The sequence below is a fragment of the Kitasatospora sp. NPDC005748 genome (assembly GCF_040630735.1).
In the GTDB taxonomy this organism is placed as follows: Bacteria; Actinomycetota; Actinomycetes; order Streptomycetales; family Streptomycetaceae; genus Kitasatospora.
In genome coordinates this window covers 40359-53905 of record NZ_JBEXYD010000017.1, presented here as the reverse complement: position 1 = coordinate 53905, position 13547 = coordinate 40359, and the positions used below count along the sequence as shown (strand labels likewise).

General features: G+C 74.2%; 8 protein-coding genes and 1 pseudogene. 2 read left to right on the top strand and 7 right to left on the bottom strand.

Annotation, left to right across the window (positions count from 1 at the left end; all coding sequences use genetic code 11):
• Positions 1–131 precede the first annotated feature (131 nt).
• Positions 132–1724, bottom strand: coding sequence for a glycosyl hydrolase family 18 protein (locus tag ABZ495_RS15560; RefSeq protein WP_359836415.1), 1593 nt, complete (start codon positions 1722–1724; stop codon positions 132–134).
• Positions 1725–2032: 308 nt separating this feature from the next.
• Between ABZ495_RS15560 and ABZ495_RS15555 the strand changes: the two genes are divergently transcribed.
• Positions 2033–5401 (top strand): S41 family peptidase, encoded by a 3369-nt coding sequence (locus ABZ495_RS15555; RefSeq protein ID WP_359836234.1) that lies wholly within the window; start codon positions 2033–2035, stop codon positions 5399–5401.
• Between the two features lie 86 nt (positions 5402–5487).
• Here the strand turns inward: ABZ495_RS15555 and ABZ495_RS15550 are convergent, their stop codons facing one another.
• From ABZ495_RS15550 to snpA (ABZ495_RS15530), 5 genes are all read right to left on the bottom strand, one after another.
• Positions 5488–5766, bottom strand: coding sequence for a hypothetical protein (locus ABZ495_RS15550; protein ID WP_329487770.1), 279 nt, complete (start codon positions 5764–5766; stop codon positions 5488–5490).
• Between the two features lie 200 nt (positions 5767–5966).
• A complete protein-coding gene (locus ABZ495_RS15545; RefSeq protein WP_359805029.1) occupies positions 5967–8039 on the bottom strand; it encodes a phosphocholine-specific phospholipase C in 2073 nt (690 codons plus the stop codon).
• A 174-nt stretch (positions 8040–8213) separates the two neighbouring features.
• Entirely contained in the window at positions 8214–8870 is a 657-nt protein-coding gene (locus ABZ495_RS15540) for a pentapeptide repeat-containing protein (protein WP_359805027.1), read from the bottom strand.
• A 154-nt stretch (positions 8871–9024) separates the two neighbouring features.
• Positions 9025–9651: a snapalysin gene (gene snpA, locus ABZ495_RS15535; RefSeq protein ID WP_359805025.1), complete on the bottom strand. Its 627-nt coding sequence runs from the start codon at positions 9649–9651 to the stop codon at positions 9025–9027.
• Positions 9652–9841: 190 nt separating this feature from the next.
• Positions 9842–10489: a snapalysin gene (gene snpA / locus ABZ495_RS15530; RefSeq protein ID WP_352295627.1), complete on the bottom strand. Its 648-nt coding sequence runs from the start codon at positions 10487–10489 to the stop codon at positions 9842–9844.
• A 177-nt stretch (positions 10490–10666) separates the two neighbouring features.
• Between snpA (ABZ495_RS15530) and ABZ495_RS15525 the strand changes: the two are divergent.
• Positions 10667–11626 (top strand): annotated as a pseudogene (locus ABZ495_RS15525) (LysR family transcriptional regulator); the annotation flags it as partial.
• Positions 11627–11814: 188 nt separating this feature from the next.
• On the opposite strand, the gene ABZ495_RS15520 reads toward ABZ495_RS15525, so the two are convergent.
• Positions 11815–13029, bottom strand: a complete 1215-nt coding sequence (locus ABZ495_RS15520) for a low temperature requirement protein A (RefSeq protein ID WP_359836232.1) — start codon at positions 13027–13029, stop codon at positions 11815–11817.
• Positions 13030–13547 lie beyond the last annotated feature (518 nt).

The window sequence follows — 13547 nt, the reverse complement described above, 5'->3', positions numbered from 1 at the left end:
GAGCGAGGGGCCTTCCGGCGTTTCCGGGTCCCTGAAGCCGGACCTCGTGGCGCCGGGCGCCGGACGGGGGCGATCCCGTCCGGCGCCCGGCGGGGGCGGTCGGTCAGCGGTGGTCGGCCAGCGGCGGTCGGTCAGCGGCGGAAGTAGCTGTCGAAGTTCTTGGAGAACTCACGGCCGCCGAACTGGTCCCAGTTGATCGACCAGGTCATCAGGCCGCGCAGGTTCGGCTGGGGGCCGGCCTTGGGGACGTAGCTGCCGCAGTTGGTGGCCTTGGTGAGGCAGTCCAGCGCCTTGTTGACCTCGGCGGGGGCGACGTAGCCGTTGCCCGCGTTGGTGGTGGCCGGCATGCCGATGGCGACCTTGCTCGCGGGCAACGCCGGGAACACGTTGTTGGTGTTGCCCGCCACCGGGAAGCCCTTGAGCAGCATGTCGGTCATCGCGACGTGGAAGTCGGCGCCGCCCATCGAGTGGTACTGGTTGTCCAGGCCCATGATCGAGCCGGAGTTGTAGTCCTGGACGTGCAGCAGGGTGAGGTCGTCGCGCAGGGCGTGGATCACCGGCAGGTAGGCGCCGGCGCGCGGGTCCTGGCCGCCCCACGGGCCGGACCCGTAGTACTGGTAGCCGAGTTGGACGAAGAAGGTCTCCGGGGCCATGGTGAGGACGAAGTTCGGGCCGTACTTGGCCTTCAGCGTCTTCACGGCGGAGATCAGGTTGACGACGACCGGGCTGGTCGGGTTCTTGAAGTCGGTGTCGCCGGTGTTCAGCGAGAGCGAGTGGCCCTCGAAGTCGATGTCGAGGCCGTCCAGCCCCCACTTGTCGATGATCGCCGAGACCGAGCTGACGAAGGCGTCGCGGGCGGCCGTGGTGGTGAGCTGGACCTGGCCGTTCTGGCCGCCGATCGAGATCAGCACCTTCTTGCCCTTGGCCCGCTTGGCGGCGATCGCGGCCTTGAAGTCCGCGTCGGACTCCACCCCCGGGCACTCGGTGACCGGGCAGCGGTTGAACCGGATGTCGCCGGAGGTGACGGAGGTCGGCTCGCCGAAGGAGAGGTTGATGAAGTCCCAGGAGTCCGGGACGTCGGCGACCTTGGTGTAGCCGGCGCCGTTGGCGAAGCTGGCGTGCAGGTAGCCGACCAGGGCGTGGCTGCCGGCCGGCCCGGTGGGCGTGCCGGTGGGCGTCACGGTCGGGGTGACCGTCGGGGTCACGGTGGGCGTGACGGTCGGGGTCACCGTGGGGGTGACGGTGGGCGTGACCGTGGGCGTCACGGTGGGCGTCGGGCTGGGCGTACCCGGGCCGTCCAGCGAGACGTCGTCCGCGTAGTAGGTGCCCTGGCCGTACCAGCCGTGGGTGTACACGGTGGCGCTGGTCTGGGTCGCGGACGTGGTGAAGCTGACGCTGAGCTTCTGGTAGGCGCCGCCGGTACCCGGCGTCCAGGTGCTGGTGCCGCCGTCCACGCCGAGGTAGACGTACGAGCCCTTGAGGTACGCGCTGAGCGTGTAGGTGGTGTTGGGGGCGACCGTGACGGTCTGGGCGCAGCGGGCCGTGTCACCGGCCGAGGCGGCCGCGGCGAGGGCGTAACTGCCGCTGTGGGCCTGGCCGGTGACGACGCTGCCGGTGCCGGCGGAGCAGCTCCAGGGGCCGCTGGCCCCGCTCTCGAAACCGCCGTTGACCAGGAACTCCCCGGCCGAGGCGGCGGGCGCGAGGCCGAGGGTCAGGCCGACCATGGTCGCCGCGGCGACGGCCGAGGCGGTGCCGGCGGCGAGCAGTGTGCGGGGGCGCCGGCGGGGCGGGACGGGTGCGGCTACAGGTGTTCTGCGCATGCGGGGACTCCTGCGGGGGCGCGGATCGTGGGGGACGTCCGAGGGCACGGCGAAGGTACGTGCCAGTGGGGGTTCGGCCCGACCGCGCACCCTAGTTGGACTAGACCACTGAAGTGGATTCGGCCGTGCGGTGTCAATGGTCCAGACCGGTCGGACCCTGCCGCGCGGCGCGTCCGGTTGCCGCGCGTAACACCCCGTCGAACCATGGAGAGATGACGGCACCCGGCTATCTCCGCTACCCGCACCTGCGCGGGGGCCTGCTGGCGTTCACCGCCGAGGACGACGTCTGGATCGCCCCGCTCTCCCCCGGCGGCACCGTCGGCCGTGCCTGGCGGGTCAGCTGCGACCGGACCAGGGTCAGCCACCCCCGGATCTCCCCCGACGGGCGCACCCTGGCCTGGACCGCCTGGCAGAGCCCGACCCCCGAGATCTGGACCGCGCCGGTCGAGGGCGGCGAGGCCGTCCGGCTCAGCTACTGGGGCAGCCAGGACACCCGGCTGCGCGGCTGGCTGCCGGACGGCGAACTCCTCGCCGTCACCTCCTACCACGAGCCCTTCGGCCACTACACCTGGGCGCACGCGCTGCCGCCGGACGGCTCCCCCGGCCGCCGGATGCCCTGGGGGCCGGTCGGCGACGCCCAGCTGAGCCGGGCGCACACCGTGCTGCTCACCGGCTCGGCGCCGCACGAGCCGGCCGCCTGGAAGCGCTACCGGGGCGGCGCCACCGGCCGGCTCTGGGTGGACGGCGAGCAGGTCCTGGCCGGTCATCGGGGGCACCTCGCCTCGCCCATGCCGGTCGGCGACCGGATCGCCTTCCTCTCCGACCACGAGGGCATCGGCAACCTCTACTCCTGCCGCCCCGACGGCACCGACCTGCGCCGGCACACCGACCACGCCTCCTACTACGCCCGCGAGGCCGCCACCGACGGCACCCGGATCGTCTACCAGCACGCCGGCGACCTCTGGGTGCTGGAGGGCCTGGACGCGCCCGCGCCGCACCGGCTGCGGGTGCCGCTGGGCGGCGCCCGGGCCGGCCGGCGGCCGTACCAGGTGAGCGCCGCCTCCCACGTCAAGGACCTGGCCTGCGACCACACCGGCCGCGCCGGGCTGATCACCGTGCGGGGCAGCCAGTACTGGCTCACCCACCGGGACGGCCCGGCCCGGGCGCTCGCCGACACCCCGGGCGTGCGCACCCGGCTGCCGGTCCTGCTCGGGCACACCGGTGAGGCGGGCTGGATCACCGACGCGCAGGGCGAGGACGCGGTCGAGATCGTCCCGCTGCCCGGCCACGACGCCACCGGGCACGGGGGCGACGATCCGGGGACGGCGGCGGACGGCGCGGGCCCGGCGGCGGACGGCGCGGGCCCGGCGGCGGACGGCGCGCACACGGCGGCGGACGGCGCGCACATGGCGGCGGACGGCGCGGGCCCGGCGACGGACGGCACGGGGACGCACCGGCACCGGGTGCTCGCCGCCGGCCGGCTCGGCCGCGTCCTGGAGCTCACCGCCTCCCCCGACGGCACCCACCTGGCCGCCGCCGCCTCCGACGGACGGCTGCTGCTGGTCGCCACCGCGGACGGCGCCGTCCGCGAACTGGCCGCCTCCGAGCACGGGCCGGTCGGCGGTGCCCGCTTCTCCCCCGACTCGCACTGGATCGCCTGGTCCCAGCCGGTCGCGGGCCGCTCCCTACGCCGGATCCGGCTGACCCGCACCGACGTGCCCGCGCCGATCACCGAGATCACCGACGGCCGCTTCGAGGACGAGCAGCCGGTGTTCACCCGGGACGGCCGCTACCTGGCCTTCCTGTCCTGGCGCGGCTTCGACCCGGTGCACGACGTGCACACCGGCGACCTCTCCTTCCCGCTCGGCTGCCGCCCCTACCTCGTCCCGCTCACCGCCCACACCCCGTCCCCGTTCGCCGCCCCCGCCGAGGACGGCGGCCCGCGCGGCGACGGCGGCGGCGACGGCACCGTGCACGTGGACCCGCAGGGCATCGGCGAGCGGCTGCTGCCGTTCCCGGTGATCGCCTCCAAGTACTCGGCGACCGACGCCGTGCGGGGCGGGCTGGTCTGGCTGCGCTGGCCGATCTCCGGCACCCTCGGGCAGACCTTCACCAACCCGGACGACACCTCCGGCCGCCCCTCGCTGGAGTACTTCGACCTGGCCCGGGGCACCCGCAGCACGCTGGCCGACAAGCTGGACGGCTACGCCGTCTCGGGCGACGGCGGCTCGGTCGCGGTCTACTCGGCCGGCACCCTGCGGATCGTCCCGGTCACCGCGCCGTCCGCCGGCACCACGGTGGACCTGCGGCGGATCACCCACACCGTGCGTCCGGCCGCCGAGTGGCGCCAGGCGTACCACGAGGCGGCGCGGATCGTCCGGGACCAGTTCTGGGACGCCGGGATGTCCGGACTGGACTGGCCCGCGCTGGTCGCCCAGTACGAGCCGCTGCTGGAGCGGATCGCCGGGCCGGACGACTTCGCCGACCTGCTCCGCGAACTGCTCGGCGAGCTGGGCACCTCGCACGCGTACGTCACGCCGTCCCGGCGCGGCGAGGGGCCCTCACCGGTCCAGCAGCCGCTCGGCCTGCTCGGCGCCAACGCCCGCCACTGCGCCGACGGCCGCTGGCTGGTCGACCGCATCCTGCCCGGCGAGTCCTCCGACCCGCGTGCCCGGGCCCCGCTGGCCTCCCAGGGCGTCCGGGACGGCGACGAGCTGCTGGCGGTGGCGGGTCGCCCGGTGGACCGGGTGCGCGGTCCGGCCCCGCTGCTGGCCGGCACCGGCGGCACCAGCGTCGAGCTGACCCTGCGCGGCCGGGAGGGCCGGGACGGCCGGGGCACCGGGATCCGCCGGATCACCGTCACCCCGCTGACCGACGAGCGGCCCATCCGCTACCAGGACTGGGTGGCCAAGCGCCGCTCCCTGGTCCGGGAGTTCAGCGACGGCCGGTGCGGCTACCTGCACATCCCGGACCTCGGCGGCTCGGGCTGGGCCCAGTTCAACCGGGACCTCCGCCGGGAGCTGGACAAGCCCGCGCTGGTCCTGGACGTCCGCGGCAACGCCGGCGGCAACGTCTCCGAGCTGGTCCTGGAGAAGCTCACCCGGCCGGTGCTGGCCTGGGACTTCAGCCGGGGGCGCCAGCCGGTGCGCTGGCCGCGCAACGCACCGCGCGGACCGATCGTGGCCCTGGCCGACGAGGCCACCAGCTCGGACGGCGACGTCATCATCGCCGCGATCAAGCTGCTGCGGCTCGGCCCGGTGGTCGGCAACCGCACCTGGGGCGGGGTGGTCGGCATGACCGGGCGGCACACGCTCGGCGACGGGACGCAGATCTCGGTGCCGAAGAACGCCTCCTGGTTCACCGGCGGGCTCGGCTGGTCGGTGGAGAACCACGGCGTGGAGCCGGACGTGCACGTGCTGCGCACCCCGCAGGACTGGGCCCGGGGGCAGCACCCCGAGCTGGTCACGGCCGTCCGGCTGGCGCTGGACCTGCTGGAGGACGCGCCGGCCGCCGTCCCGCCACCGGACGACACCCCGCGGCCGAACCTGCGGCGGCCGCCGCTGCCGCCGCGCGGGCACTGACCGGGGCCCGGGAACGCCGTAGGGACGCGCCCGGCGGGCGCGTCCCTACGGCGTTCCGATCAGCGGTCGGCGATCAGCGGTCGGCGTCAGTCCCAGGGATCGCCCTCGGCCGTCATGTCCTCGCGGGCCCGCTCCTCGGCCTCCCGTTCGGTGACCCGGGGGGTCTGCCGGGCCTCGCCGACCCGGCGGGCCCGTTCGGTCTCGGCGCCGAACGCGTCGGCGGCCTCGTCGTGGGCGAGCGCGGCCCGCTGGGCGGGGTCCGTCATCGCGGTGGTGTCCTGTTCGTGGCTCCCGCCGAGTGAGGAGGACCTGGCCTCCCCGGCGGCGTCGTGCGCCTTGTGGCGGAACCTGTCGAAGATGCCCATGACTCCTCCTCCGGACGACTTCCGGGCTGCCCCCACTCTCACACCGGTGTCCGGCGGGCGCATCCGCTGCGGGCCGCCCGGCCCCGGCCCCCGGGAGCCCGCGTGCGGACGGCCCCCGGGGGATCACCCACTGTCGCCCTCCCGGGGGCCGCCGAGTCCGGCGGCGGCCGGATCCGGTGGCTGGATCCAGCGCCCGGGGATCAGCCGCTGACGCTGGCCGTACCGGTCTCCAGATGGCCGGTGAACCGCTGCGACCAGGAGCTGTCCGCGGTCACCGTGACGGTGAAGTCGTACCAGCCGTTGGTGTAGGCGACCACGTTGAAGAAGTCGCTCACGCTGCCGCCGGCCGGCACCTGGTACGTCCAGGGGCCGTCCGTGCGGTAGTTGTTCGAGGTGACGGTGAAGGTCAGCGCCGTGGTGCCGGTGTTGGCGAGCTTGAGGTAGAGCGCCGGCTTCCCGGTACCCGGCTCGACCGCGTACGAGGCGGTGACCGCCGCGTTCTTGCCCGCCTTGGTGGCATCGCCCCTGAAGCGGCGCAGGAAGCGGTTGGGGCCGACCACCGAGAGGTCGTACGGGCCGCCGCCGAAGCCGGTGCCGCAGTTGAAGAAGTCGCTCTGGTTGCCGCCCGGGTCGACGGTGTACTGCCAGGGCCCGCCGCTGCGGTAGGCGTTGGCGTAGGCCGCGAAGTGCGCCGACTTCTGGGCGACCGCGCCCTCGTTGGCCATCTTCAGCCAGACCTTGATCGCCCCGGCGGAGCCGAACTCCAGGCGGTCCAGGTTGGCGTTCGGCTGGTACGGCAGGGCGCGGGCCGGACGGGTGCCGGGCTCCTGGGTGGGCAGCTTGTTGTCGACCGGCGCCGGGTTGGGCAGCGGTCCGCAGCTCGACATGCCGATCACCGCGTCGGTGTTCGGCAGGGCGGGCAGGCCGTAGACCGGGTTGGCGAAGTCGAAGGCGCTGGTGAGGTCGCCGCAGACCCGGCGGCGCCAGTCGGTGATGTTGGGGCAGGTGGCCGGCTTGCCGATGGCGGCCGTCCACTTCTCCAGGAAGCGCAGCACCGAGGTGTGGTCGAAGACCTCGGAGTTGACCCAGCCGCCGCGGGTCCAGGGCGAGATGGCGATCATCGGGACGCGGAAGCCGAGGCCGATGTTGGTCCCGCCGTAGAACTCGCCCGGGGTGCCGGCCGGCGCGGCGGGCGGCGGGACGTGGTCGAAGAAGCCGTCGTTCTCGTCGTAGTTGAGGAAGAGGACGGTGGAGTTGAAGACGTCCGGGGCGGCGGCCAGGGCGTCGATCACGTTGTGGACGAAGTGCGCGCCGTCCTGGGGGGTCGAGTAGGGGTGCTCGGAGGAGCCCTGGTCGGGGACGATCCAGGAGACCTGCGGGAGCGTGCCGTTCAGCGCGTCGGCCCTGAGCGCGGCGACGATGTCGTCCGGGGTCCGGCCGGTCGCCTTGGGGACGGAGCCCATGCCCTTGACCGCGAGCGGGCTGCCGGCCGGGGCGGAGCTGAACGCCGTGAAGTAGGCCAGGGCGTTGTCGCCGTAGTTGTCGGCCGCGTTCTGGTAGACCTTCCAGCTCACGCCGGCGCCCTCCAGCGCCTCGGCGTAGGTCTGCCAGCGCAGGCCCTTCTCGTCACCGCCGTCGTTCGCCGGGCCGCCCGCCGCGCCGTCCGGGTCGATCTGACCGGACCAGTGGTAGGTGCGGTTGGGGCCGGTGGCGCTGAGGACGGAACAGAAGTAGGCGTCGCAGATGGTCCAGTTCTCGGCGAGCGCGTAGTGGAACGGGATGTCCTGGCGGGTGAGGAACCCGAGCGTGCGGACGTTGCCCTTGGCGGCGACCCAGGAGTCCATCTTGCCGCCGTTCCACGCCCGGTGCTGGTCGGACCAGCCATGAGCCAGGTCGCCGTTGCACTGGGCCAGGCGCTCGGGGTCGGCGCCGCCGGCCGGCTTGGTGGCGCTGAACTGCCACGGGTACTGCCGCCCGAGCCCGTTGGGCTGGTTGAAGACGCTGTACCCGTTGGCGATCTGGATCGCGCTGCGGTCGGCGAAGCCGCGCACGCCGCGCAGCATCCCGAAGTAGTGGTCGAAGCTGCGGTTCTCCTGCATCAGGATGACGATGTGCTTCGCGTCCGCGATGGTGCCGGTCTGCGACAGCGCCGCCGACGGCGCCGCGGCGGGCGCGCCCGGCGCCGCCCCCGCACCGGTGGTCCCGGCCACGGCCAGGCCTGCCGCGGCGGCTCCGGACAACGCGACGAACTTTCTACGACTCAGCTCGGCCATCAGCCCAGCCCGTCCCTTCACTGGCGATGTTGTGCACACAAGTTGGGGCTCGATCGCGCAGCATCCTCCCGCCGCCCGGACCGCCCCACCAGAGGGCCGGGGCAGGGTTGGCGGACTGTTCGCCTGGTCGTCACCGGGCGACGCCGGTCTGAACGGCGGGCTCACCGCCCCGGGTCAGTCCTTCACCGTGATCCCCAGGGCCTGGGCGAACAGCGGTGCCAGTTCGAGGAGCTGCGGAGAGCTGATGACGGCGCCCTGCAGGCCCTGGTGGCCGTCGGGCAGGCCCAACCGGACGGCGCCGCGAAGGTCCACCTTGGTCAGCTTGGCGCCGCGGAACCGGACCTCCTCCAGGGTGGAGCCCGGGAAGGAGACCTCGGTCAGCTTGGCGTCGCCGAAGTCCACGTCGCGCAGCAGGCAGTCCTCGAAGACGACGTCGCGCAGGACGGCGGCGCGCAGGTTGACCGCCTCCAGCTTGCAGCCGCGGAAGACCGTCCGGCGCAGCGCCGAACCGTGCGCGGCCACCCCCGCCAGCACCCCGCCGGTGACGGCGCTGTCCTGCCACTCGGTGTCGCTGAGGTCGCAGGCCACCCAGCGGCCGGCCTGGGCCCAGACCTCGTTGAAGCGGGCCCGGCGCAGCCTGACCCCGCTCAGCGCGACTCCGGTGAAGGCGCACTCCAGGAAGGTGGCGCCGCCGGCGGACTGGTCGGTGTACTCGCCGCCGTCGAAGTGGACGGTGTCGTAGCGCTCGTCGCTGCGCATTGGGCCGGAGTGCGGGCGCAGCAGGTGGGCGTACGGCAGGTCGGCCAGGCGGTCGGGGACGGAGAGCGGCATGGCGGCGGTACCTCGCGGTCGGTGGACTGGTCCTCGTCGGCATGCTCGCACGTGGCACCGACAGGGCCCGGCCGCTCGGGGGGAGCGGCCGGGCCCTGTCGGCGGTTCACGCGGTCACGCGGTCACGCGGTCCGACCGGGGACCGGCCGAGGGGTCAGCCCCGGAGCCAGAGCGAGTTGACCCGGCTGCGCTCGGTGCTGTTCGGGTAGGGGTTGGTGCAGGAGGTGCCCGGGCCGCCGCCGGACATCAGCTCGCTGCACGGGCCCGAGTAGTGGTCCGGCAGGCCGAGCACGTGGCCGGTCTCGTGCGCGGTGACCCGGGTGGAGTTGTACTGACGGTTCTGGGCGTAGTCCAGGAAGATGTAGCCCTGGCCGTGCCCGTTGGTGCTGGCGTAGGACCCGCGCGAGTCGTTGCCCTCGTAGTAGCGGAAGTCGGCGTTGGTCCCGGAGCGCAGCTGCACGTTGGTGACCGAGCCGTTCCAGATCTGGGCGCTCTGCGATATCTGGTTGCGGAAGGTCGGCGCGCTGCTGGCGTCGTAGGTCACCACGACGGCCTTCAGGTACGGCGTGGCCGCCTGCTTGGCCAGCGCGGACTTCATCACGGCCTCGTAGAACGCCTGGTTGTTCGCGTCTTCGGCGGCCGAGCCGGCGTAGGCGGTGGTGGCCGTGTAGCCCTGGACCGCCGGGGCGGGCGCGGCGACGGCGGTGGTGGGCAGGGCGGCCAGGCCGGCGGCGAGCACCAGGCCGACGGCCGCGGAGAGCGTGCGGGAGATGCGGTTCATGTGGGGGCTCCTGTTCGCGGGTGCCGGGGCCGCTGGGGGTGGGCCACGGCGAACGGGTGAACGGGTGAACTGATGAACGGTGGAGCGGGCGGAGCGGTGGGGCGGGCGGAGCGCTCCACCGTGGGGCGGTGGAGCGGCCCGACGAGGTGGGGCGGGAGGGACCGGCGGGGCGCGGGGGCCCGCGGACCGGTCAGCGCGTGGTGGCGCTCAGACCGTTGCGCCACAGGGAGTTGACCCGGCTGCGCTCGGTGCTGTTCGGGTACGGGTTGGTGCAGGAGGGGCCCGGGCCGCCGCCGGACATCAGCTCGCTGCACGGGCCCGAGTAGTGGTCCGGCAGGCCCAGCACGTGGCCGGTCTCGTGCGCCGTGACCCGGGTGGAGTCGTACTCCTGGTTCTGGGTGTAGTCGAGGAAGATGTAGCCGGACCCGTGGCCGTCGGTGCTGGCGTAGGAGCCGTTGCTCGGGTCGTCGCCCTCGTAGTACGAGAAGTCGGCGTTCGCGCCGGACTGGAGGCGGACGTTGGCGACCGAGCCGTTCCAGATCTGGGCGCTCCGGGATATCTCGGAGGCGAAGGACGGCGCGTTGCTCGCGTCGTAGGTCACCACGACGGCCTTCAGGTACGGCGTGGCCGCCTGCTTCGCCCGCGCCGACTTCATCACGGCCTCGTAGAACGCCTGGTTGTCGGCCTTCCCGGTGCCCGGGTGCGCCGAGGCGGCGGCGGTGTAGTGCTGGGCCGCGCCGGTCGCGGGGGCGGCGGTCGCGGTGCCGGGCAGGGCGGCGAGGCCGGCGGCGAGCGCCAGGCCCAGGGCAGCGGAGAACGTCCGCGGAATGCGGTGCATGTGGGGGCTCCGATGGTGGGGTGCGCCGCGGCCGGTGGGGGCCGGTCGCGGGCATCGGATGAATGCTTGCTGTCCCCAGAGCTTGGGTCAGCGCGGCCGCGCGGCGGATGATGTCAACCGGCGATAGCACCGGGCAATCACCCGCGGAGCGGGGGGCGTTCGGACGGACGACCTGTCATGTCCCTGGCGTCACCCCGAATTGACCGTTATGCTCCCGACGTGGAGCTCGACGTGAGACACCTCCGGGTGCTGTGCGCGATTGCCGACAGCGGCAGCCTCCGCAAGGCTGCGCTCCAGCTCGGCATGACCCAGCCCTCCCTCACCACACAGCTGCACCGCATCGAACGGGCCGTCGGTGGCACGCTGTTCACCCGCGAGCAGACCGGCAGCCGGCCCACCGCGCTCGGACACTCGGTGCTGTCCCGGGCCCGCCCGGTGATCGCCGAGATGGCCGCGCTGGTCGCCGCCGCCCGCCAGGAGGCCCGTGAGACCGCCAGCGGCGAGCGCGCCCGGCGGCTGCGGATCGGCAGCGTGGGCAGCAGGGCGGTGGCGGCCTGGCTGCGCCGGGTGCACGACCGGCTGCCGGAGACCGACACCACCATCCACATCGACATCTCCGCCAACGCCCTGCTGCGGATGGTCTCCGCCGACCAGTTGGACGTCGCCTTCGTGCACGAGAGCGAGGGCTTCCCGCTGAAGGTCCCGGCGGACACCGAGCACCGCGTCCTGATGGCCCGGGAGCCGCAGTTCGTCGCGCTCGCCGCGGGCCATCCGGCCGCCGCCCGGCCGGTGGTCCACCTGGCCGACCTCGCCGAGGACACCTGGATGGTCGACCCGACGGCCGACCACGAGTACGCCGCGATGCGCCGGGTGTTCAGCGAGGCCGGGCTCAACCCCCGCGTGGTGCAGGTGCGCGACAACGCGACCGCCGCCGAGCTGGTCGCCTCCGGCGAGGCCGTCCGCCCCTGCCAGCCGACCTCGGCCCCCGGGCCCGGCACCGTCGTCCGGCCGGTGCACGGTGACCCGCTGGCCGTCCGGCTGCTGCTCACCTGGCGGCCGCGGGCGCTCAGCCCGCCGGCCCTGGACGCGCTCTACGGGGAGCTGCGGGCCGCCTACCTGGACCTGGCCCGGGTCAGTCCGACCTACCTCGGCTGGCTGTCCCGGCACGGCCAGGCGCTCCAGCAGTTGGTCGGCCACTCCCACGGGCAGTCCACCGGCCACTCCGCCGGCCACTCCGCCGGCGGCCCGCACGGCGACTCCCCCGGGCACCCCGGCGGACACCCCGCCGGGCACCCGGCCGCGGCCGCCCCCGGCCGGCCGGAGCCTCAGGCCGCGCCGGCGGCGGCCCGGGCGTCGCTGCGCGCGTGCAGCACGACGCCCACCGCCACCGTGGCCGCGGTCACCAGGCCCGCCACCAGGACGCCGGAGCCGCCCGCCGCCGTGCACGCCAGCACCGCCGCCGAGGCGGCGGGCAGCATGGCCTGCTCCACCCCGCTCTTGGTGTGCCGCGAGTGCAGCAGCCAGACGGTGAACAGGTAGATCGCGGTGGGCACGGTCACCGTCGCGGTGGCGACCGTCTCCGAGACGTGCGCCTTGTGCACCGCCGACTCCACCGCGACCTCCAGACCCGAGCCGATCGCCGCCGCCGAGCCGAACACCAGGTAGTGGCCGTAGCCCCAGGAGAAGGCCTGCCGGTTGGTGCGCAGGTGGTCGTGGACCGGCCGGGCGAAGTAGATCCACCAGGCCGAGAAGCAGATCAGCAGACCGCCGCCGGCCACCGGCAGCAGCCGGGCCAGCCCCTCGTGCTCGTCCACCGCCGACTGCACCGCCACGGTCGCCGCCGCCACCGTCTCGCCGAGCACGATCAGGGTGAACAGGCCGTACCGCTCCGCGATGTGGTGCGGGTGCCAGCTGGTCCGGAGCCGCAGTTCGGCGATCACCGGCACGGACAGCTCGGCCGCGATGCCGATCGGGATCACGTACGCCCGGGCGTCGTGCGGCAGCAGCAGCATCACCACCCAGGCGAGCTGGCAGAGCGTGATGCCGGCCGCGTAGCGCAGTGCCACCCCGCGGGCCTGCCCCTCCTCGCCGGCCGCCGCGCGCAGCCACTGGGTGACCATCGCCAGCCGCATCACCACGTAGCCGACGACCGACAGCACCAGGTCCTGCTCGGCGAACATCCGGGGCACCCCGGCGGCGAGGATCAGCACCCCGGCGATCTGGACCAGCGTGGTGACCCGGTAGGGGACGTCGTCGCAGTCGTAGGCGGAGGCGAACCAGGTGAAGTTCATCCAGGCCCACCAGATCGCGAAGAAGGCGAAGACGTACCCCCGCAGGCCGTCCCCGTAGTGGCCGGCGGCCAGGTCGTGGGCGAGCTCCCGACCGGCCTGGCCGACCGCGACCACGAAGCAGAGGTCGAAGAAGAGCTCCAGCGGGGTGGCGACCCGGTGCGGCTCGTTCCGGCTGCGCGGGACCATCCGGCGCACCGGACGCGAGTCGACGTGGTGCGGGCGGGGTGCTGCGGCGGGATCGCTGGTCATGGACGGGTCTCCGGGCTTCGGGGCGGGCGGGCTGTACCCGCCGCATCCTGGCAGCGGCCCGGGCCCGGCGCACGCACCGGCGCGGCCGCCCCGCGCCCGGCCGGAGCGCCCCCACGCCCGCGTGGGAGACCGCTCGGACCCCCCGGGCGCGCCACGTCGACCCGCGCCCGGTACGCCCGCACGCCGCTCCCGCACCGCGCCGCTCCGGGCACCCAGGTCCGTTCTGCCGTGCCGTCAGCGAGAGTTGACGACGCGGTGCGCGAACCGGGTGACAGCACGACGGGTTTCCGGCGCGCCCCCGCCGGACGGCCCGGCCACCCGGATCTCCCCGCTAGATTTTCCTCGGTTGGAGGCGCGCGGGTCCGGACGGACCCCACGACACGGGTGCCTGCGGGCATCGCGGAAGGTCAAGACCGGTGGCAGGACAGCGGGGGCGGCAGAGCCGTTCCACCCGTGTCCGCGCCACCGGCCTCGTGATCACCGCGCTGCTCGCCAGCGCCCGCCGTGCCGTCGACGCC

Bases quoted from the DNA above. Each gene is read 5' to 3' on its own strand.
- ABZ495_RS15560 (WP_359836415.1), bottom strand. From the start codon at position 1,724: ATGGTCGGCCTGACCCTCGGCCTCGCGCCCGCCGCCTCGGCCGGGGAG.
- ABZ495_RS15555 (WP_359836234.1), top strand. From the start codon at position 2,033: ATGACGGCACCCGGCTATCTCCGCTACCCGCACCTGCGCGGGGGCCTG.
- ABZ495_RS15550 (WP_329487770.1), bottom strand. From the start codon at position 5,766: ATGGGCATCTTCGACAGGTTCCGCCACAAGGCGCACGACGCCGCCGGG.
- ABZ495_RS15545 (WP_359805029.1), bottom strand. From the start codon at position 8,039: ATGGCCGAGCTGAGTCGTAGAAAGTTCGTCGCGTTGTCCGGAGCCGCC.
- ABZ495_RS15540 (WP_359805027.1), bottom strand. From the start codon at position 8,870: ATGCCGCTCTCCGTCCCCGACCGCCTGGCCGACCTGCCGTACGCCCAC.
- snpA (WP_359805025.1), bottom strand. From the start codon at position 9,651: ATGAACCGCATCTCCCGCACGCTCTCCGCGGCCGTCGGCCTGGTGCTC.
- snpA (WP_352295627.1), bottom strand. From the start codon at position 10,489: ATGCACCGCATTCCGCGGACGTTCTCCGCTGCCCTGGGCCTGGCGCTC.
- ABZ495_RS15520 (WP_359836232.1), bottom strand. From the start codon at position 13,029: ATGACCAGCGATCCCGCCGCAGCACCCCGCCCGCACCACGTCGACTCG.